Origin of the sequence: Paenibacillus sp. NPDC057886, from assembly GCF_042796655.1 — a bacterium.
Classification (GTDB): domain Bacteria; phylum Bacillota; class Bacilli; order Paenibacillales; family Paenibacillaceae; genus Paenibacillus.
Genome location: NZ_JBHVMZ010000009.1, coordinates 116194 through 138506 on the forward strand (window position 1 = coordinate 116194; position 22313 = coordinate 138506).

General features: G+C 45.7%; 18 protein-coding genes. 5 read left to right on the forward strand and 13 right to left on the reverse strand.

The window, feature by feature from the left end:
- The first annotated feature begins 249 nt into the window (after nucleotides 1–249).
- Nucleotides 250–2496, forward strand: a complete 2247-nt coding sequence (locus ACFVQB_RS26830; protein WP_379446951.1) for an AraC family transcriptional regulator — start codon at nucleotides 250–252, stop codon at nucleotides 2494–2496.
- 115 nt (nucleotides 2497–2611) lie between these two features.
- Here ACFVQB_RS26830 and trmB read toward each other — a convergent pair whose 3' ends face one another.
- Both trmB and ACFVQB_RS26840 read right to left on the reverse strand, forming a co-directional pair.
- Nucleotides 2612–3361 (reverse strand): tRNA (guanosine(46)-N7)-methyltransferase TrmB, encoded by a 750-nt coding sequence (trmB, locus tag ACFVQB_RS26835; protein WP_379446952.1) that lies wholly within the window; start codon nucleotides 3359–3361, stop codon nucleotides 2612–2614.
- 152 nt (nucleotides 3362–3513) lie between these two features.
- Nucleotides 3514–3714 carry a hypothetical protein gene (locus ACFVQB_RS26840; RefSeq protein WP_062320234.1) on the reverse strand — a complete coding sequence of 67 codons (201 nt, stop codon included), beginning with the start codon at nucleotides 3712–3714 and terminating at the stop codon, nucleotides 3514–3516.
- Nucleotides 3715–3986: 272 nt separating this feature from the next.
- Here ACFVQB_RS26840 and mnmL point away from each other — a divergent pair, with 272 nt between their 5' ends.
- The 4 genes from mnmL (at nucleotide 3987) to ACFVQB_RS26860 (ending at nucleotide 7752) form a co-directional block, all read left to right on the forward strand.
- Entirely contained in the window at nucleotides 3987–4940 is a 954-nt protein-coding gene (gene mnmL, locus ACFVQB_RS26845; RefSeq protein WP_379446953.1) for a tRNA modification radical SAM protein MnmL/YtqA, read from the forward strand.
- 1 nt (nucleotide 4941) lies between these two features.
- Nucleotides 4942–5526 (forward strand): tRNA 5-(aminomethyl)-2-thiouridylate-methyltransferase MnmM, encoded by a 585-nt coding sequence (gene mnmM, locus ACFVQB_RS26850; protein ID WP_379446954.1) that lies wholly within the window; start codon nucleotides 4942–4944, stop codon nucleotides 5524–5526.
- Between the two features lie 187 nt (nucleotides 5527–5713).
- Nucleotides 5714–6691 (forward strand): type I phosphomannose isomerase catalytic subunit, encoded by a 978-nt coding sequence (locus tag ACFVQB_RS26855; protein ID WP_379446955.1) that lies wholly within the window; start codon nucleotides 5714–5716, stop codon nucleotides 6689–6691.
- An 83-nt stretch (nucleotides 6692–6774) separates the two neighbouring features.
- A complete protein-coding gene (locus tag ACFVQB_RS26860; protein ID WP_379446956.1) occupies nucleotides 6775–7752 on the forward strand; it encodes an alpha/beta fold hydrolase in 978 nt (325 codons plus the stop codon).
- A 129-nt stretch (nucleotides 7753–7881) separates the two neighbouring features.
- Here the strand turns inward: ACFVQB_RS26860 and odhB are convergent, their stop codons facing one another.
- The 11 genes from odhB to ACFVQB_RS26915 all read right to left on the reverse strand — a co-directional run bounded on the left by odhB (nucleotide 7882) and on the right by ACFVQB_RS26915 (nucleotide 22249).
- A complete protein-coding gene (odhB, locus tag ACFVQB_RS26865; RefSeq protein WP_379446957.1) occupies nucleotides 7882–9117 on the reverse strand; it encodes a 2-oxoglutarate dehydrogenase complex dihydrolipoyllysine-residue succinyltransferase in 1236 nt (411 codons plus the stop codon).
- A 5-nt stretch (nucleotides 9118–9122) separates the two neighbouring features.
- Nucleotides 9123–11996, reverse strand: a complete 2874-nt coding sequence (locus tag ACFVQB_RS26870) for a 2-oxoglutarate dehydrogenase E1 component (protein WP_379446958.1) — start codon at nucleotides 11994–11996, stop codon at nucleotides 9123–9125.
- Nucleotides 11997–12674: 678 nt separating this feature from the next.
- Nucleotides 12675–15659, reverse strand: a complete 2985-nt coding sequence (locus tag ACFVQB_RS26875) for a DUF5704 domain-containing protein (RefSeq protein WP_379446959.1) — start codon at nucleotides 15657–15659, stop codon at nucleotides 12675–12677.
- Nucleotides 15660–16367: 708 nt separating this feature from the next.
- Nucleotides 16368–17660: an S-layer homology domain-containing protein gene (locus tag ACFVQB_RS26880; protein WP_379446960.1), complete on the reverse strand. Its 1293-nt coding sequence runs from the start codon at nucleotides 17658–17660 to the stop codon at nucleotides 16368–16370.
- 331 nt (nucleotides 17661–17991) lie between these two features.
- Nucleotides 17992–18336 carry an NUDIX domain-containing protein gene (locus ACFVQB_RS26885; protein ID WP_379446961.1) on the reverse strand — a complete coding sequence of 115 codons (345 nt, stop codon included), beginning with the start codon at nucleotides 18334–18336 and terminating at the stop codon, nucleotides 17992–17994.
- A 228-nt stretch (nucleotides 18337–18564) separates the two neighbouring features.
- Complete coding sequence (locus tag ACFVQB_RS26890) at nucleotides 18565–18927, reverse strand: cupin domain-containing protein (protein ID WP_379446962.1); 363 nt, start codon at nucleotides 18925–18927, stop codon at nucleotides 18565–18567.
- A complete protein-coding gene (locus ACFVQB_RS26895; RefSeq protein ID WP_062320254.1) occupies nucleotides 18924–19442 on the reverse strand; it encodes a GNAT family N-acetyltransferase in 519 nt (172 codons plus the stop codon). The genes ACFVQB_RS26890 and ACFVQB_RS26895 overlap by 4 nt, the downstream gene beginning before the upstream one ends.
- A 166-nt stretch (nucleotides 19443–19608) precedes the next feature.
- Nucleotides 19609–20031 carry a GNAT family N-acetyltransferase gene (locus ACFVQB_RS26900; protein ID WP_379446963.1) on the reverse strand — a complete coding sequence of 141 codons (423 nt, stop codon included), beginning with the start codon at nucleotides 20029–20031 and terminating at the stop codon, nucleotides 19609–19611.
- A gap of 168 nt (nucleotides 20032–20199) precedes the next feature.
- A complete protein-coding gene (locus tag ACFVQB_RS26905) occupies nucleotides 20200–20568 on the reverse strand; it encodes a YybH family protein (RefSeq protein WP_379446964.1) in 369 nt (122 codons plus the stop codon).
- Nucleotides 20569–20597: 29 nt separating this feature from the next.
- Entirely contained in the window at nucleotides 20598–21107 is a 510-nt protein-coding gene (locus tag ACFVQB_RS26910; protein ID WP_379446965.1) for an 8-oxo-dGTP diphosphatase, read from the reverse strand.
- A gap of 356 nt (nucleotides 21108–21463) precedes the next feature.
- Nucleotides 21464–22249, reverse strand: coding sequence for a DUF3891 family protein (locus tag ACFVQB_RS26915; RefSeq protein ID WP_379446966.1), 786 nt, complete (start codon nucleotides 22247–22249; stop codon nucleotides 21464–21466).
- Nucleotides 22250–22313: the final 64 nt, after the last annotated feature.

Genomic DNA, 22313 nt, shown 5'->3' on the forward strand with positions numbered 1-22313 from the left:
AATGAATGCCTGAGCGTTCACAAAAGTTGATATCGTGCATAGGTTGAACCTAGTGAACAATACAGCGAAAGTTGAACTTTAGCTAAGGAAATCGGGCATAGCAAGCCGTCAATCGTTGATGTAAACGCATACATATTATATAATTCAAGATACATCCGTAATTCACCACGCCCATATATGAAATCTTATCCTTCGCTATGAAGTCTAACTTTGTTCATCCAAAACAGGAGGTCCACGGGAGGAAAGGTCATGCGTAAACGTTCAGAGGACAGCCAGAAGGTGTTTGCACGGATTCTCATCGGCATAATTGTTAGTACCGTTGCCACCTTGCTTGTGGCTTCTACCATTTTATACGTCAACTATAATCGTATTGCCCTTCGCCAGGTCTACCGAACAGATATGAACGGTCTCACTCAGACCAGTCGGGAAGTCTCCAAGATGACCGAGACCGCCAAATCACTGTCTTATCAGATTTATCAGGATTACACCATCTCTGCCCTGCTGCTCTATTCGAATCCGAGTATCTATGAAATTACGTCAGCGATGGAACAACTTGATAACTATCGCATGTCCCTCCCTTTTATCGAATCCATCTATGTATACAACTCCAAAAATGATGAGTTCTTTATCAGTTCCAATGAAGTCCGAGATGGACAGCAATCCATTTCTGAAATTGATGATCGGGGGATCAAAAGCATTCTCGACCGGTTCCATGATTACAAGCCTTTTGTCCCCATTCCGCGTACATACCAAGTTGGCTCCACCGAGGAAACTCAGGTCAGCAGCTATACGTACCTCTGTTATGACACAATCAATGACAATGCCACACTGAATTATGCGGTTGTTGTAAATATCAAGGACGACTGGCTCAGTCCCAATATGAACTCAGCCGATCAGCCAGGAAAAACGTTTATCATCAATGAACAGGGACAGTTATTGTCCGATTTCAGTAATCGTGCGTTGATGAAAGACCTGTCCAATGAAACGTTTATGCAGCCAATCCTGCAAAATACGGAGCAGTCCGCCTACTTTACCGCAGAGGTTGATGGGGAGAAGTCTCTCATTACCTACACCGCTCCTGACAATCTTGGGTGGCGCTATGTACGAATCACACCTTATGACCTGATTACCACAGATATTCGTAATATGCGAACACACACCGTTCTTTTTTGCCTTGGGCTATTAATTGCAGGAGTGCTTTTATCCTACCTCGTTTCACGGAAGCTATATCACCCCATTGATAAAGTGCTTGTCCGTATGCGTGTGATGGAAGCGGAGCGTCGTGGCAGTCTGCATCTTTTGCGACAGGATTTTCTGCGCGGGGCTTTGCAAGGCCGAGAAACGGTAACGGGAGGTATGCTGGAGGAACGAATGAAGTTCTATGGCTCTTCTGTTGATGTTCATCGTCTAACCAGACTGGTACTGCTTCGTATTGATCATTTTACCGATTTCAGCGATACTTACCGGGATGAAGTCCAACTTGTAAAGTATGCGATGATGAACATTTGTACGGAGACGGCTGACCTCTACTACCATACCGAAGCTGTGGATATGGGCGGTGATCTGATTACACTTATCTTTAATGATAAAATTCAGGATGAGGCTGATTATGAGCATAGCTCCATTGAGGAACTGCTGCGCATGATGCAGGCTGCCGTGATGACACATCTAAGATGTTCCATTTCATTTACCATCGGGCCAGCGGAAGATTCACTGGAAAACAGTATTGCTTCTTATACCCGATCCGCGGAAGCATCGCTTCATCGTTTGTTCATGGGTCCTGGATGCCTGATTTACACCTCGGACATCATGGCGTACCATGCCAAAGAATATGCTTTCCCTGTTGGAAAAGAGAGACAGTTGATTGATTGCCTGATGACGGGCAAAACAGGCGAAGCCAAACAGGTCTATGCAGACATCGTGAGCGAAACGGCAACATATCCATTTACCGTATTTCAACTGGCTCTGTCCCATCTGACCATGACTCTGAATCATGTGAGAAACACACTCAAAAAGAACAACCAGCTTACACTTGAATCCATCTCTGACCGTTCAATGCTTCCGATCCATGATGCCGAGGATCTCAGTGAAGTTCACGAACACTTTTATCGCATGTTCGACGAGCTTGGATCCAAAGTTGAGGAAAAAAGAACACTCAAACATGAAGAACTGATTCGCAAAATTAACTGCATTATTGAACGAGATTACGCAGACACCAATCTTTGTCTGACCTCGATTGCGGATGAACTAGCCATGTCACCCATCTATGTCAGCAGGCTCTATAAACAACTAACGTTAAAAGGACTCACCGATGTCATTAACGAGACCCGCATAGCCAAAGCACAATATCTGCTCATTGAGACAGAAAACTCTGTAGCTGATATTGCCGAGCAAACCGGATTCACCAACAGCTCTTATTTCTATCGGATGTTTAAGAAATTCAACGGAGTTACTCCAAACGATTATCGACGTAAGGAGCTTCATTCGGAGCTTTAGTAGCAGTAAAGCGAAGAGCCACAAGCGTTGTCATGAGGTTTAGTTCGATCAAAATAGCAAAAAAGCGTGATATGAGAGTCTGGTAGCCAGATGCATATCACGCTTTTTTATAATATTACTCTTGATCTTCGCCAGACTCGTCCGTAGCTTCCCGCACTTTATACTTGTCCAAGCGGATTTGTTGATACTCGCGCAAAGCCTCTTCACCAACGATGACTTCCACCCGGTGAATGTTCATGCCTTTGCCCATGAATTTCTGCTCATACTCTGTCATGACATGCTCTTCATTCAATCCATCGCGGTGCAGGTTCAGGGACAGATTGGTCATTTGCAGACCAAAGTCGGCAATCGCATTGAGAGAGAAATCAAACAATGTCTCCGAATCTGTTTTGAAATGAATCTGTCCTTTGGTGTTAAGCAGTTCCGTATATTTCTTCAGGAAGCGTGGATGTGTCAAACGACGGCGTGCATGCTTGGCTTTTGGCCAAGGATCGCTGAAGTTCAGATAAATGCGTTCCAGTTCTGTCGGTGCAAATACATCCTCAATCTGTTCGATATTAGCCAGCGCCAGCTTCAGGTTAGGCGGTGTCTGCACTTCTGCCTGACTCCATGCTTTCCGGGCCTTCTCGCTGGCACGACGCACCAATTCATCATACATATCAATACCGATAAAATTAAATTCCGGATATTTATAACTCATTTGGCTGATAAATTGACCTTTACCCATGCCAAATTCCACAAAGATCGGATGGTCATTGCCAAACAGTTCAGACCATTTTCCTTTGTACTGTTTGGGATCAAGAACAACGAGGTCAACTTGTTGCTCCAGATTTTCACGAATCCCTTTTCTGCCACGTAAACGCATCTTATTCCTCCGTTTATCCATACTTGTCTCAGAATCATTTTGCCGAAGAACTGGCTAATTGTAAAGAGCAATGAAAAAGGAATCTTCGGATCTGCCACTTTGGGGCAAATCTCAAAGATTCCCTCTTCGATTTATTTGGAATTGGGGTCCAACTACTTTAATAGTTCATAGTCTACCTTATCTTGGTGTGAAAAATCAAATGTCTTTTCGAAAGCATCGCGAACTTTTTGTCTTGCAGCCGCTTTCACTTTCGGATTGCCATTGAAACGAACACCTGTCAAAGCCAGAGCTTCTTCTGCCGTCAGTTCTACAGAAACATGATGAAGATCATTATTTTTAACTTGGGAATTCATTCATATCACCTCACGGTATAGTATGGTCCATGACGTCAACATTGATTCAAATGCTATGATGAATAGTACCCATTAGATGGTGTCTGACGCTGGTTTAAATATAACATAATGTGTAAACTATAGCAAGGATAAAACCTCGTTTCTACGGCCTATTTTTGCGACTAGATTCCCCTTTTTTTGAGTTTTTTGATACAATGGTAAAAGTTCAAAAAGAGTCAAATTCGGTAATATAATAAGCAAGCCATTAGGTAAGCCAAAGGAGTACCCTGAAGATGAATGCACCATCAATACAACCTCCTCTTCTGTGGGGAGATAAACGATTCCATACCTGGAATTACGAAATGAGAGACGAATTTAACAATAAAGTTTTCAAAGTGATGCTGGATGCGGGTTTCACTTGCCCCAACCGAGATGGGTCTATCGCCAAAGGGGGCTGTACATTTTGCAGCGCTCGTGGATCTGGTGATTTCGCCGGTAGCAGACGGGATGATTTGGTCACCCAGTTTAATACCATTCGGGATAAACAGCATCTGAAATGGCCTTCAGCTCATTACATCGGCTATTTCCAAGCCTATACCAACACATACGCACCCGTTGAAGAACTGCGTGAATACTTTGAAGAAATCTTGAAGCAGCCCGGTGTCGTGGGTCTGTCCATTGCTACTCGCCCTGATTGTTTACCGGATGACGTCGTTGATTACTTGGCTGAATTGAATGAACGCACCTACCTATGGGTTGAGATGGGTCTGCAAACCATTCACGAGTCCACGTCAACCCTAATTAACCGTGCGCATGATACTCAGTGTTATGAGGAAGCCGTTGCGAAGCTACGCAAACGGAATATTCGGGTGTGTACACATATTATTTACGGACTGCCGCAGGAAACCCATAAAATGATGCTGGATACCGGACGGGCTGTTGCCAACATGGATGTGCAGGGGATCAAAATTCATTTACTTCATCTGATGCGCAAAACGCCAATGGTGAAGCAGTATGAAGCCGGGCTTCTTCGTTTCCTGGAACAAGACGAGTACATTAAACTGATCGTCGATACGCTGGAGATGCTGCCACCTGAAATGATTGTACACCGCCTTACAGGGGATGCCCCGCGTGATTTATTGATTGGACCGATGTGGTCCATGAACAAATGGGAAGTGTTGAATTCCATTGATCGAGAGCTGCGTGAGCGGGATTCCTGGCAGGGAAAATTCTGGAGGGGTGCATAAGATGGGTTTTCTTTCGGTTTTAAGTTGTGCCCATCAGTGGATTTCTTCCCGTCTACAGCCTGGAGATTTAGCTATTGATGCAACGGTAGGCACGGGTGCGGATACTCTGTTTCTGGCACAAAAAGTTGGTAAACGTGGTCAAGTCATTGGTTTCGATATTCAGAGCGAGGCACTTACCCTGACACAAGCCCGTATTCGCAAACAAGAGGGCAATGCCAAATTGGGCTCCATCTCCCTGCTTCAATTAAGCCATGATCGAATGGCCGAAGCCGTTCCTGAAACGTGGCAGGGTAATGTCGGTGCTGTAATGTTCAACTTGGGGTACCTGCCTTCGGAAGGTGCGGACTCCACCATAATCACGGAAACAGACAGTACCATTGCTGCACTTCAGGCTGCACTGGCATTGCTCAAGCCGCGCGGCATTATTACCGTTGTGTTGTATCCTGGTCATGATGGAGGATCACAGGAAGCGGATGCGGTATTGGAGTGGTCCTCTGCTCTGCATGTAGAGCAGGCACAAGTGGTGATCTATCGCCAATTGCAGCGTGATGCCTCCCCTTTTCTGATTGGTATCGAGAAAAAATAATTTCCTTTAATCCACAAATGCAATAAACTAGACACAATCGCAACAAAGCACTCTTTGGGTGCCATTTATGCATTTTGTGTTCTACATAAAGATGTGCAACCGTATTCACTGTTACATTCATGCCGCATACGCGGTCATGATTGATTAAAGCGATTCACCATTTCATATACTAGAGGAGAGATTAGGAATGCCTACGCCATACCCACTGCAATTTCAACCAGAGTTTAAAGAACGTGTATGGGGAGGTCGCGCGCTGGAGCAATTCGGCCTGACGCCGCCTGAAGGACATATAGGAGAAGGCTGGATGATTGCGGATCATCCCAATGGTACAACCAAGGTATTAAATGGAGCACTTGCTGGAAAAGGCCTGGACGAAGTTCGTGAACAGCTGGGCACAGCATGGCTTGGAACCAAAGGAGTTTCGGAAAAGGGCGGACGATTCCCCCTTCTGATCAAACTGCTTGACTGTAACGATGATCTGTCCGTACAAGTTCATCCAACAGATGATTACGAAGCGCTCCCTCCCGGCGAGCTTGGCAAAACGGAAATGTGGTATGTGCTGGATGCCAAACCAGGAGCACACATCATCTACGGCTTGAATGAAGGCGTTAATCGTGAAGTACTGAAGGAAGCGCTGGAGAATGGTACGGTCATGGACACCCTTCGTCAAGTACCTGTGGAGGCTGGAGATACGTTCTTTATCCCTGCAGGAACGGTACATGCTCTCTGTGCAGGTGTCGTTGTTGCTGAGATCCAGCAAAACTCGGACACAACATACCGGATTTACGACTACAATCGTCCAGGCCTGGATGGCAAACCACGTGAGCTGCATGTTGAGGATTCACTGAATGTAACGGCTTATGAGGGTGCTGGCGCCACGACGATGAAGACCAACAACGCAACTCCAGGTGAGTGGCTGAAGCTTGCGGAATGCCCTTATTTTGTGGTGGAAAAAGGGATTGTTTCAGAACGCTGGGAACTCTCTACAAATCCTGAAAGCTTCACTATTCTTGTTGTCTGTGAAGGTAGTGGAACGCTGGAGTGGGATAACGCGGAATCGGATAAAATTGAATTAAAAGCTGGACAATGTTACTTATTGCCTGCCAACCTGGGCTCCTATACGCTGGATGGCAACACTACTGTTCTTCGCTCTTATTTGCCTTAATCGAATAATCAAATATCTATTCAAGGTGCATTCCCTAAATTGAACTGGCTTTAATGTGACCTGTGAAGGAGGATTTACACGAGATGCAGGAATCTACCTTTAGCCTGGTTGGCAATGAAGGTACCCGTATTCATGTGTACCGCTGGCTTCCCGATCCGGAGTGCAACATCAAAGGTGTGGTCCAGATTGCACATGGCATGAGCGAGACTGCTGCCCGATATGCTGAATTTGCCCAACATCTCACCACGCACGGCTACGTGGTCTACGCGAATGATCATCGTGGTCATGGTAAAACGGTAGAAAACTCGAATTTGTTGGGCAATGCCGGCGTCGATGCTTTCCGCTGGATGGCGAGTGACATGATGAATCTGGGCGAAGTTGCCGCCAAAGAAAACCCTAATGTGCCCCTCTTTCTCATGGGGCATAGCATGGGTTCGTTTTTAGTACAGCATCTAATGTACGCAGGCCACGAGCGTTACCATGCATTTATTTTGTCCGGCACCAATGGCAAACGTGGTCTTCTTCGGATTGGAGAGAAATTGGCTTTCCTGCAGTGTGGCATTCAGGGCATTGCTCATCCAAGTATGCTGCTCAATGCGCTCGTATTTGGCGGATTCAACCGTTCTTTCCGTCCGGCAACCACGCCGTTTGATTGGCTGTCTCGGGACCCCGAAGAGGTCAAGCGGTTTATGGATGACCCTTTGTGTGGAGCCGTCTGCTCCGCAGGTTTTTTCCGTGACTTTTTCAAACTGCTGTTGGACATTCACTTGCCACGCAACATGAAACGCATTCCCAAGGATAAATCTGTATATCTGTTCTCGGGTGAACAAGATCCGGTGGGGCTTCATGGCAAAGGAGTACTTAACCTGGTCTCCCAATATCGGGAGCTTCAGCTTGAGGATATCGAATACCGCCTCTATCCGGGGGGACGCCATGAAATGCTGCATGAGACGAATCGGACTGAGGTTGCAGGGCATGTCGTGGAGTGGCTGGAGAGGCATACGCCCGACTATAGCGCCCATCATTACACAGTACATGCAGAAACCACCGATTCCGTGTAATGCGATACGAACATTCACACAATGATGAAAAAAGCCTCTGAACCGGTTAGCAGCTTGCGCTGTGTACCATGTTCAGAGGCTTTACTTTTTTTATTTATAAGATGGCAATTAAATGTTAAACGTTATGGATTACCCTTCGATCAGCAAAGACTCTGGATCTTCAAGCAATTCTTTCACCGTTACGAGGAAACGTACGGCTTCGCTACCATCAATGATACGGTGATCGTACGACAGGGCGATATACATCATCGGACGGTTCTCCATCCGCTCTGCATCAATCGCTACTGGACGAAGCTGGATTTTGTGCATACCCAGAATACCTACTTGAGGTGTATTCAAAATTGGTGTGGACAACAGGGAGCCAAATGTTCCGCCATTGGTAATGGTGAAGGTTCCTCCTTGCAGATCAGACAAAGCCAGCGTGTTGGAACGCGCTTTGGACGCCAGGTCAGCAATGCTTTTCTCAATCTCAGCGAAGCCAAGACGATCTGCATCACGTACAACCGGTACGACAAGACCTTCTTTGGCAGATACCGCAATACCGATATCATAGTACTTTTTGAGAACTACATCTTCGCCATCAATTTCCGCGTTAATGGTTGGGAACTTTTTCAGAGCACCTACAACCGCTTTGGTGAAGAAGGACATGAAGCCGAGATTGATTTCATGTTTCTCTTTGAACTTGTCCTTACGACGTTTACGAACATCCATGATTGCCGTCATATCCACTTCGTTAAACGTAGTCAACATCGCTGCAGTCTGCTGTGCTTCTACCAGGCGTTTCGCAATGGTAGCACGACGGCGGGACATACGTTGACGCTCAACTGGTTTGGTATACGTGGAACCACCTGCTGCCGGAGCACTAGGTGCTGCAGCGGGAGCTTTAGCAGGAGGCGGTGTAGGAGCAGCAGCCTGAGTGTTGTGAGTTTTCACATCATCCTGATAAACCCGGCCAATCGGATCCTTGCTCTGTACCTGATCCAGCTCAATACCACGCTCACGTGCGAGCTTGCGAGCAGACGGTGAAGCTGTTTTCGAGCTGCTATCCGAAGATTCCGGTGCTGGAGCAGCTGCTTGTTTCTGCTCTGCCGCTGCTGGTTGGGAAGTGGGCGCGCCGCTTCCTCCTCCAGTTCCTGCCGAGAGTGTTCCAATCGTTTCACCGATTTCTACAGTCTCGCCTTCCTGGCGAACAATTTTCTCAAGAACACCGCTCTCTTCAGCACTGATCTCAATATTTACTTTATCCGTTTCCAGTTCCAGAAGAACATCACCCTGATTAACGGTTTCGCCTTCTTTGACCAGCCATCTGGATACGGTTCCTTCCGTTATCGACTCACCCATTGCAGGTACTTTAATTTCACTCACAGCTGTTACCTCCCCAGTGGAATATTATTCTTCGTCGTTTGCTTCAATGCGGATGTAATGATCTGTTGCTGCTCCATGCCATGCACAAGTTGATAACCGCTGGAAGGACTCGCATGTTCCGGGCGACCTTCGTATTTAACGGTTGTTCCTTCTGGCGCAATTTCACGAAGACGAGGCTCCATGTATGTCCAGGCACCCATGTTTTTGTTTTCTTCCTGTACCCACACCAGCTCTTTCAGCTTGCTGAAACGTGCAAGTACACGCTTGATTTCTTCCGCCGGGAACGGATACAGCTGTTCGACACGAATAATGTGAAGCCAGGACCAATCCGCTTTATCTTTCTCAAAAGCATCTTCCAGATCGATGGCGATTTTACCACTGCACAAAATAATGCGCTCTACGCGATCCGGTTTCGTGCCCAATCCTGCTTGCTCCAACACAGGCTCAAACTTGCCTTCGCTGAACTCTGTTGCAGGTGATGCGACACGAGGATTACGAATAAGACTTTTCGGCGACATCATAACCAGTGGACGAGCATCTTCCGTTTCAGTCAACGAAGCCTGACGACGCAGCAGATGGAAATATTGCGATGCACTTGTCAAGTTCGCAACGGTCATATTGTCTTCTGCACAAAGCTGCAGGAAACGTTCCAGACGAGCACTTGTATGCTCAGGGCCCTGACCTTCGTTCGCATGTGGAAGCAGCATGACCAGACTGGATTTTTGTGACCATTTGGCACGGCCGGCAGATACGAACTGGTCAAAAATAACCTGTGCACAGTTGGCAAAATCTCCGAATTGTGCTTCCCAGATTACAAGCGTATCTGGTGAATAGACGTTATATCCGTATTCGAAACCAACAACAGACTCCTCAGACAACGGACTGTTGTAGATAGCGAAGGAAGCCCTTGCCTGTGGCAGATGATGCAGTGGGCAGAATTTCGCACCATTCTCGGAGTCATGCAACACCAGATTCCGATGGGCAAACGTTGCACGTTCTGCATCCTGTCCGCTGATCCGGATCGGTTTGCCATCCGCAAGAATGGTAGCAAACGCAAGCGTCTCTGCGAGACTCCAGTCTACTTTCTCCCCTTCGTTCAGAGATGTGCTTCTGCGCTGCAAAATGCGCTGCAACTTCGGATACACATTAAAATTCTCTGGCCATTTCAGCAAGTCTGCGTTGATTGCCCGCAGATTTTCCAATGGTACCGCAGTTGGAATAATCGAAACTGCTTCCGGCTCGCTAATTTGACGTTGGTAATATTCATGTACTTCATTGTTCTTCATCTGCTCGTAAGCTTCTTTTAAGCGGTTCGTCACAGCCTCACGAATGCTGTTGATGGAAGCATCGTCGATAACCGATTCCTCTTTCAGATGATCCTGGTACAAGTGACTAACCGTTGGATGAGCTTTTACTTTGTCATACACCGTCGGCTGTGTTGTTTCCGGATCATCCGTTTCGTTATGACCATAACGACGGTAACCGATCAGGTCAATCAGGAAGTCCTTTTTGAACAGGTTACGGTATTCTGCTGCCATACGAATAGCTGCGATACATGCATCCGGATTGTCTGCATTGACATGCACAATGGGGATCTCATATCCTTTGGCAAGGTCACTCGCATAATACGTTGAGCGTGAATCGCTGCTGTCTGTTGTGAATCCAAGACGGTTGTTCACGATAATATGAATTGTTCCGCCATTTTGGTATCCAGGCAATGCTTTGAAATTGAGCGTTTCTGCTACAATACCTTCTCCAGGGAAAGCCGCATCACCATGCATCAGAATGGTTGCTGCTTTGGTTACATCCTGCTTCGGATATCCCGGATCACGGCGATCATCCTGCGCTGCACGTGCAAAGCCCTGTACAACCGGATTTACATATTCCAGATGACTTGGGTTATTGGCAAGCGTAAGACGCGCTTGTACTGTTTCGCCGTCTTTTACATAACGGTTTGCGCCCAGATGATATTTGACATCCCCCGTCCAACCGTAATTGATTCCTGTTGACCCTTCGGAAGGAACCAAATCCTTGTTCGGAGAATGATGGAATTCAGAGAAAATTTTGCTATACGGCTTGCCCAGTACATGAGCAAGTACGTTCAATCGACCACGGTGAGCCATCCCCATCAGAATATGGCTTGAACCTGCGTGCGCCATAATTCGGACTGCTTCATCCAGCATCGGGACAAGCACATCGTTACCTTCAATGGAAAAACGTTTTTGCCCAACAAATGTTTTGTGGAGGAAATCTTCAAATTGCTCCACTTCAACCAAACGTTCCAGCAAAGCTTTACGCTCCTCTGGATTAAGCGGTGCCGGCGAAGTACGAGATTCTGCACGGCGGTTCAGCCACTCCCGCTCATGAACTTCATGCACATGGCTGAATTCATAAGCGATAGGACCAGTATATATTTGCCGCAGGCGCTGGATGGCATCCAATCCTGTTACCGTCTGTCCATCTGCACCTTCCCAGATCAGGGAAGCTGGCAGAGCTTTCAAATCTTCTTCATTCAATTCAAAATGCTTCGGTTCAAGCAAAGAAGTATCTGAATCTTCACTGATTCCAAGGGGATCAATATCGGCCGCAAGGTGACCATAGGTACGAATATTCATTACCAGTTTCCCTGCTGTAACCGCTTTCTGTAATAATTGAATATCCACGCTTCCGGAAGCCTTTTGGGCATTGCCAGAATACGAGGCTGTATGTGCATCCCTGCCAGACATCGGCGGAGCACCCCATTGTTCAAATAATTCCCGATAAGCCGGTGTAACTGCACCCGGGTCTTGGGAGTATAATTCATATTGTTCCTGTACGTATCCCATATTCGGGCCATAGTAACTTTCCCAGGGTTTCTTGTTGCCTTCCTCGATCGTCATCGACGTTCCCTCCGTCTTGATTTAGTCATAAGTTTTTGACGGAAATCATTGACTAAGCCGTAATTTGCGTTCGTTCAACATTTTAAGCTAAATTTTTCATGAAGTCCAATAATCGTGCTGTTGGTGGTAGTAACGTTGTTCCGACGCTCCCGTCAAGGTTTGTCTGCGTTTTCAAAATCATAGTAAACTGATGATTGTATATACCGTCGCACAGATGTCGAATACTGTCCTGATCCGTTCGAGGGTTACACCTTCCTCCACTTTTTCAAGTGAAGTCCGTGTTCTAATATCTATTCTATAAACTTTTACGCTCAGGAGCATTTCCTATTTTTAGTTCAATTGATGCATAAATTAGATGAATCGAATAATTGGAACATTTCCGACCCACAAATGTGCTCTCTTTGTATGGCGTTTTGTTGTTAATCGCTTATCCTACGATGGTTTCTACACATTTTCAGGTTTCGCCCGATTTGCAGCCTCCTTATTTAGAATTGTGGTCCATAATGTTCAAAAACAAACCGTCAAGATAAATATTAACCATTTGGCTTGGTATTCAACAAAAAAATGGGTGTTTCTTGCAATTCAATGTTATAAACCAAAAGCCGCCTGTAATGCGTAAAAGCATCCGGGCGGCTTCTTTTTGACTTGGTTTATTTAGGCTGACAGACTTTTTATTGTTTAATGTGGCACCTGAGACTGAAAATCGCCCCGGCTGGACTGATCTGAATGGTAAAAGACCACATCGCCATCCTTCAGGGGCCAAGTTCTACCTTGACTGTCTACTGGGCGATTGTTGAAACCTTCCATCTGCCACTGATTCATCAGTGGAGCATAAATGTATTGCAGGTGTGGAGCTTCTGTATTCCCATCCCGAAGTGTCTCGATATTGAAGTTGACCACGATATATCCGTCCTTCAGAAATACAGAAGCCTTTTCATCCAGTTGATTTTGTCTGGCAAGCAATTCGAGATTGGTTCCCTTTGGCACGGCGTATACATCTGCAGGCAGACTGTATTCTCCGTACCAACGCTGGATCGCCGCATTCGCTCGGTCCACACTAACACCCGAAGGAATGTCTGTCTTGGGTCCAATCAGTGTACGAATGGAAGCGGGCAGAATCATCCAGTCATAGCGGCCTACCCACGTTTTCTGGTGAGAAATTTGATCGACAAGCGTAACCATATAATCAGCGAGCGAACTCTGGTTGCGTTCATCGGCGGTCAGTTCATACGTATACTGATAACGCGCCTTATCCCCCAATTCCGTACCGGGTACATTACGCAGCCTCGAGTTCAGGACAACAAACCTTTTCTCTAAATCCTGCGCCGATCCTATTCTGATAAGTCGCTCTTGACCGCGGTGGTAGTATAGATCGACTTCTTGTCTGGAAGAACCATCTTTGCTCACAAAGTAGAATGTTGGAGTAATTCGAACACCATCCTGTTTGCCAAACATATTGCCTTTTGTTTTCAGGTCGAACTTGATATGGTAGCCCGTTTTCACCGCAACATTGCTGAAACCCTGCACAGGATGACTGCCTGGGCGAACAGGTAACACAAACGGTGCCAGATTCCCTCGCGGATCACCATCAATACTGTTAAGTCCTGTCCAGTAGCTTACCCCTGTCGACTCTGAACTCCCGAGCTGCTTGCGGAATACGTTCTCCCAATTATAATCGGCGATATCCGTAACGTGAAAATCATACAATCGCCCAATAACTTCCACCGGAACCGTATCTGCCGCAACATGATGGGTCAGATTTGTGTTGGCATCCTGCTGTTCGGTGAATGTCGAAGGAGCATTTTCCGCAATATTTCGAAATTCAATTCGGTAATGTCCTTCATCCACCCATACTGGAAGATAGAAAACGGTATCCAGTTGGTTGACCGGAATGTCCACCCAGGTCTTGGCTGGAATGAACTGACTCCTATCGGCGGTATAGACATCAAAGGGGAAACGAATCTGCTTGATGCGAAAATACTTGGCATAGTCCCTATTGCCATAACCCGGGTAACTGCTTACGTCCAGGTGCTGCCCTGAGGTCGGGATGCGTACGATAAACGGCCGTTCCAAGATAAGCGCCGCGCTGGTCGGATCAGGCACCGTTTTCTGGTTATGCGGCTGATCATCAGACACCGAGGCGTAGTTAACGACAGGCGTGTGCACCGTGACTGAATTAATCCCTTGAATAGAAAACTTCTGATCTTGACCGCCTTTAATGTTGCCAGGAATCAAGCCATATGCGATCTCGCCCGTTGTCGGTTGGTCCGCCTTGTTGACCAGTGTATTCTGAATAGTTAAACGATTCTGGTACAGCACGTTGTCACCGATCATACCAGGTTGAGGGATTGTCCCAGGTCGCGGAGCAGTCTTATCCATCGGAGCAGGATCCATCACAGTGGTACCGTTAAACACTACCTTGTCATTATTTACAGTGTTCTCTTTGACCTCAGTCTCCGCTTTGGATTGAAACAATGACGTTTCATCAGGTGTAGGCGGCTCGCTGTCACCGCCTGGCTTTGTTTCAGTGCCAAGGTCGATTTCCTTGCAAGGTGCAGGTTTCACATGTGCGGTAACGGCATCATCATTAGCCGATTGTAAGGTCGGCGGTGTATATCCGTTTGGAGTCAGCGTTACTGTACCACCGTAGCCACCAAGTGCATAATTGGATATCGTAGCTTGATTTAGCTGATAGACTTCCAAATTATCAATCTGCCAATAACTATATTGTCGGATGACCTGCATTGGTTTTTCCACAGGAACGTCGAGTTCCTTAGGTTGTGGAGGTGTGCCTGGATCATTCGGTCCTGTCGAGGCTCTGCCCGGAATCGTCCATGTTTTGTGATACTTCTTTTTTACGTTGACCGTATAAGTCACTGTTCCTGTCATGTTCACCCAACGGTGCTGGAACAAGTATCCTCTAGCCATGACATTTGCATAGAGATCTTCAGAAGTCGGGATGCCGCGGGTGACATCAAATTTTTCAGATCCCCGATCATCAGCTTTCAGCACGCCCCGGACGGATGGGTCCATGGCAGACGATTCGATCAACGCTCCTTTATTAGGTGGACTGATGGTCACGGGGCAACCCACAACGCCACCCCCGTTACCTGGGTCAGTTCCCCCGTCTCCTCCGTTGCCTGTGCAATCCTTTACATCTAACACCTGCGTCCCCCGCTCATCCAACTGCTGGGAAGGGTCCAAAAATCGCGCGGTGATGGTGGTGCTGCCGACGATACCCTTGATCGTCATTTTCCCATCTGCACCTATGGTTGCTACTGCTGGATTGGAGCTTTGCCAGGTCAATTTGGGATGAGCAGTAAGCTCATGAACAGAAAGGTCTGACTTGGTCAGGATAGCTTTAGCTTGCAGCGGTGTAGCTGTGTCTGCTTTACAGGCGTTTGGCAGGTTCACAATGAGTCCTGGTTCGGACGTTACCGTAATGTCAGCAGTATCCGAGATAAGATATGTACCGTTGTTCCAGATTGCACGAACAAAAGCAGTACCCGGCTTTTCGGCCTTCACCATTCCGGTTTTGGGTTCAATACTCACAATACTCGGGTCAGATGACCACCAGGTGGTCTCAGCTTCGCGCCGACTTACGTCGATGCCTTCACTGAATTGAGTTGCTCCATAGTTTTTCGTTTTAACTTTGGCTACCATCTGTTTAGTTTCTCCAACCGTTAGGGTGGAATCTGGGGTTACGTCGATTTCTTTTTCTTCTTCTAGATCCCCTTCCCAGATGATATCCATAGGCGTATGGTAGGCTACTACTTGCTTCACACAATTTTGATTAGTTTTACCACCATTTTCGAACTCTGTTCGATCACTTACTGAATGATTCCCTCCTGTTCTTGTGTTGATTTTTACAATAGTACTATCTCTTCGTATAACTGTTTCACCAATTCCTGTATAGGAAGTTTGCTGTAATCTAGTTTGATAAGTAACACTTTTTATTCTTATAGACTTAAGAACTGATGGAATAATAGGATATCCATTATATTCATTCCATTGAGTAGCAGGCCAATTGGAAAAGTCAACTTCATTGGGTATATCTTTTTCGTCAGGATAAGGAGACGAACAAGACAAGGGATTCATGTTTCTAGAAAAAGTAGGCCCAGTAGTATGATCAGCTTTAAAACTTCCATCATCAAGTTGATACCAATAAACACCTGGATTGGCAACTCTTGGTGCAGATTGTACAGTCAGGACAGATGGACTCTTCATTGATTTTGGACCGTAAGGGTCATTAGTAGCTGCTTGAATTGGAAGATAAAATGTACCCATAGCACCTAAAATTAAGAACATAACTATAAATACTAATATTAATTTATAATAGAGTTTCAGTACTCACTCACCGCCTTGAAGAAACTACATGTTCTGAATTTGAACTAAATCATTGTTGTTAGCTTTTAAATAATAAGAGCCACCTTTAGCCACGAGCACAGAGGATGTCCAAAAACGTTTTTTAACATCTTTCTTTATAAGTTTACTAGACATCTCTGGAATAGTTATGAATCCATTTTTTTCGGCATGTTTAACATCCATACGATTAAATCTTAACAATGCACTGTCTAGACCGCCGCTAAAGGCCAAGAGGTTTGATTTTTCTATATTGGATGTAAACGATATATCGGCAAATGTCATGTAGCTTCCTGGAAACTGAATGGAATTGGGACCAATAAACAGTGATGAGTAAACCCCTTTCGGCTTGCCTTTCGTAACATCTACTACAATAATTCGATGCAGTCGGAGTATGCCGGAATTATTAGATAACTTTATATCTCCCTTAGATAGATCACTTACCGTAACAGAATTTTTAGTATAAAAGTAATTACTTATCGTCGTTAAATTCGTTCCCGTCGTGCCAACCTCACGCATTTCATTCAGATCACTGTACTTCCCTGCATCCGTACCCTCGACATCCATATAACGCAGCAAAATGGCAGACACTTCAGCTCGCGTTGTTGGATCAGCAGGCTTCAAAGAACCGTCCTCAAATCCACCGACAATGCCAGTCCCGCGAACAAGTGCAAGATAAGGAATTTGCTCTGCACGAATCGTTCCCCGATTAACTTCAGGGGTAGGTAGCAGTGTATTTTTGGTGTCGTCAAAAGCATCCTGGAAACTGGTTCCTGACTTGATCAGTCCGTTCGCAATCCATTTCATCATCTCGTAGCGTGTCAGTTCGGCATTGGGATTGAATCCTTTCGGATAATCACTAGCATGAATGAAGCCCTGGGCGACCAACTGTGTCACCGCTGATTCAGACCAGTGTCCCTTGAGATCAGCAAAAGGATTCTCCCCTTGTACCTTTTCCAAGCTGGTTGCACGGCTGAGAAGTGTGGCATACTCACCACGGGTGATTTTGGCATTGGGACGGAAGGTACCATCCTGATAACCGGAAATCAGATTTTTATCATAGGCTTTGACAATTGTAGCTTGCGCCCAGTGCCCTTTGATATCTTTGAACTTTGTAAGCGCAGAAGCCGCTGTGCCCGCTCCACTCGTGCTTGTAGCAGCATCCACAGCAGACACCAGACCCTCTGTTCCAGTAGTCAGCAGCGTTCCTGCCATCAAAGCCGTCGTCAACAAACCAACTATCAACACGCTCCTTTTTGATTTCCTGCCGTTTAATCTCATCTGCTTCTTCAATCTACTCACTCTCCTATGTACCTTAGTATGGGGCAAATTTGCTTCTTCATCACTCGTACTACTCTTCAAGCCAAATCCTAAATTTGTAATAATCATCAATATTCTACCATGCAAATCTAGGCTATTGGTATTATTTTTCAGCGATCCCCATCACCACAAGGCATGCAACCTCCCCTTCCAAAGACCCAATTCACCCCTGAAAACACAAAAAAAGGCCACGAATCCGTAGATTCATAGCCTTATGCTTTAAGGTGTCAGTCCTATTCAATTGAAAAAAATTGTAATCTATCTATCACAGAATAAACGATTCTGTTCCATTTGACCAGTCCTAAAATTCAAATCAAATAGGTTTGTTAATCATATACTGTGCAAATGGCGTCAACGATAACGCTTCAACCTCTTCCACAGTAAACCATTGTGCGCCCAGTGAATCTTCGCCATCCGGTTCCCTTTTGATCTCATAAGGCCGACTTTCGCTTGTCAAATATACATCGTATAGAATTCCAATATGGTGCAGCTCTTCCGGCTCGCCTTCGTAAACCCACTCCAATACGTTCGATTCCGCAGAACGAATCACCAATTGTAGATTGGAAAGGCCCGTCTCCTCTTCAATCTCACGGTGTAGGGCGGTCTCCGGTTGCTCACCAAACTCCAACCTTCCTCCAGGCAAATCCCATTTCCCCAAATAACTCCTCTCGCCTTATGAATTAACAGAACTTTTTGCTCCCAGGTGGCTAAACCATATACCCCCATGTGTGTGTACCGATCCACTTAAAGGTTCTTCCTCTCGTCTGAAAGATGCCTAACTTGCTCTTCCAATCTACGAATGCGCTTATTCATCTGATAGAACGATGGAGTAAAAATCGCTCCAATAATGATAATGACCCAGACACTCAAATAATCAGCCCCTATCTTAAGAGTCTCCCAACTCTAGCGATAACCGAACAATCAGTTCTTCACCCTCAATCAACAATGCGGTTAACCCTTTGTCCGAGCCAGATTGGTGATTCTCTCCGTTGGTCCAATACGCGGCTTCTCCCGAACGGACAACTAACCGTTTGCCTGTCTCGCCTTCCACCCAACCTTCCCCTTCAAGCACCAGAAACACCTGCTCACCCACCGCTGGATGCAAACCCACACTTCCTCCTGCAGATAGTTTCAGTTGGGCTACGTGGCAGGCTGTTGTGCTTCGGAGTATCGGCGTAATTTCTGCTCCCTCACTGCCAAATGCGGTGATGCTGCGATAGTCCTCTGGTTTGAGGCGATATATCTTCACTTCTTGTTCTCCTCTGCCACGGTATCCAGATCCAGAGCCAAACGGATCATATCGACGCAGCGAATGCCATCTTCTATAATCTCTTCTTCATAATGTTTCACAAAGAAATCCCGATCGACCCCTATAATGCGAAAACCGCAGCGCTGATACAGCTTCAACTGATGAAAACTTGAGTTGCCTGTCCCAATTTCTACCGTTCGACCACCGAGCCTGCGTGCTGCTTCTATCGCTTCCTTGATCATGTGTTTGCCAACGCCCTGTCCCTGTAATTCTTCCTGCACGGCAATATTAACAATCTCTACCGTCTCTGGACGCGTTTTCAGCAAGACAAACTCTCCTACCATTTCTCCTTCATATTCAGCGATAAAACAAACACCGCGACTCAGATATTCGTCAACTATAGCTTTGGACGGATCAGCCATCAATAAAAGTTCATAAGGTTTTTCTTCTTCCCAGTCCAAAATCCGGAACGACAATTTCACACCAATCTCCACCTTTTCCTCGTACATATTCATTTACGTCCCGTTTGCAGAAGCCTATGTATGGCTAGATCACCAAATATATAACAACCTTCCGTATATAAATGTTTGGGTCTGAATTCATATTTTTCTCTTTTTATAACCTCGGTTACTCCGGAACGATTTTTATCCTTTATTTCACCCATCTAGTTCACCAAATCTATTAGCTATTTACCGCTCCAGCTTGATTTTGATAATGACGAATCACCATGCCATGTGCCTTTTGCATGCCCTGTCTCTCATAGAACCCCTGAAGTTCGTTATCGCACAAAAGATCAATCATATAGAGATCACCCAGACGATTGAACATACGCTTGATAAGATCTGTTCCGATCCCTTTACCTTGATACTCCGGAAGCACTTCCAACAAGGGAATATATGCACTAAGAACTCCATCGGAGATGGCTTGAATAAAGCCCACCACATTCCCGGTTTCTTCATCAACAGCCAATTCGACAGCATAGGATTGTTCCAGCAGCTTCAGAAAAGTAGGCGTAGACGGAGGGTTTGGCCAACCTTCAAAAAAATTCCCTCCAAGTTGGTCGATACCTATTCCCTCCAGCGATTCACGATATGAAATCTCCATAATTACAAGTCATCTCCTTTTAAAAAGTAAACTTCATTATATCATAATATCTGGATATAAATATATAGAATTGGCTGATAAAATATGAGACACAGTTCAAATACAGGCCTCATTTATTTGCTTTATTCAAGTAAACTGTTCTAAAAATGCAACGTCCTATTCCTCACGTTAAACCCCCGTGCTTAAGTGCTCGTGGACTAATTTCCATTCTCCGTTAATGCCTGCAACAAATACATTGGTAGCCCGACCTTTTCCAAAAGCCGGCTCCCCTTGATAAATTCCTTTCCAGTGATAGGTATAAATACAGACCGCCTGCTCTTGGCCAGTTGTAATCCACGTGACATCTTCTGCACGATATACCTCTTCCTTGACTGTCTCCCAAGCGTTTTCAAAATAAGCCCGAACTTCGTCAGGTGTAGTGCAAGATGTTCCGGTAAACCAATATACGGCATCCGGTGATAACCATTTGCTTACCTCATCAAACCGATGTGTATTGGTCGCTGCAATGTATCCTTCCAGTGCATGCTCGTATCCCATAATTTCTTCCGCCTCCTGAGCGTTTTGAATTATTTAACTTCACTCTGTTCAAGAACCGAATCGCTATACACCATAAAAGTCTCTTTCAGTGTACGCCCCGTTGATTTCTCCCAGATCACACTCCGCTCAAACGTACCTGCTTGAAAAAATCGCGGGAAACGTTCCGCAAACCAATCCTGCATGGGTAACTCCAGCGCTTGCCCTAAAGAAACCCACAACAGTTCGCCTTCCGGTGGATCACTTAGTAACTCCCCCTCAAAAGAAGTAGCCACGTAGTTGAAAACCATATAACGCAATCCTTGCTCCGGATCACAAAATTCATCAAGACCTTTATATGTAATTTCTTTCACCACAAGTCCTGTTTCCTCTTTAACCTCTCGCACGGCACCATCCACAATACTTTCCGGAAAATCGACTTTCCCTCCAGGAGCAATATATCCGGGAAATCCTTTCCGGTTCGGTCGATTCATTAATAGTACCTGATCATTCTGCTTGTCCCATACCATACACATCGTTAAAATCTCAGTTCTAGTGTCCATTTTTTTCCTCCCAGTTGCCTTATACAAAACCTAATCCTTTGCAATTCACACATATTCACTATGACAACAGAAAATGTTCCGATTCCTTTTAGCCCCAGGTTTTTTCTGTCCTCTCCGTTCTTGTGTAATTGTTGAATTAAGCTTATATACTTCGTTGTACACTAACACTTCTGGTACGTAGATAGATTCTCCTGCTTCAATCTCTATTCCTATTCTATCTTAACTTTCCTGACTATTTGCAAATTCAATTTTGATATAAACGCATACGAAAGACGGACACCGGAAATTTCGGAGGCCCGCCTCTTTATGATGTATGCGATGTTTTTCTTTTGAACCGAATATCGAATAGACGATACTCAGCTCATGCCTGTAATTAGCACCCGGCGTTCTTTCCACTCGGCACGGCGATAAGCCTGCAGCAGACCAAATTTGCGGATACTTGCTTTTGGCACCGATTTGTAAGGCATAATAACCGTAAATTCCTTATCAAACGGCACAAAAGATAATCCTACTTTCTCATTGGAGAGCCACTCGGCCTGAATGGGTTGCCTTGAACAGGCATCGAAGGTACAACCGAGTCCCTCAGCGAAAAAATCATAACGTGCAGCAGGTGTTCCGGGTTCCTCCATACAGAGAAAAAGGCTGAGCTGATCACAAAAAAGCATAATTTCCACATCATTTTTCAGCCTGAGCTTCAATGCCTCACTACCACCAAGCTGCTGTTCCCAACGTAACTGGTGCTCCCGTTCATCGTTTAGATACTCCCTGATGTCTTCATCATCATTGGCGTTAGCACCCAGATTGTTTTGAAACAATTCTGTATACATCATGCTGCACAACAACCCGGCATACAGGTTTTTCTCACGAACCTCTTCAATACCTTTACGGTAAAATACAAATCGCGGACGTAGCGGAAAATCACGAAACGAATACGGTATCTGACTATAATCATTCCAGAATGGCGCGGAATCCAGTTCAATCCATCCCCGATCATGCTCTCTTGCAGCAAGAATCAGATCTTCCCGATGCGCTTCATCAATTAACATTTCCGTTTTCCAATGGGAAGCCATTTCTCCGGCTACTAGTCCATGCTCATGCTGTGCGGTCAAAACAAAATCATGCTCTCTCTCATATACGATCATTTGCTGTCACCCTTCCGCATGGTATACGTTGACTTTAACATAATTTGGTTTACAATTTCCTATA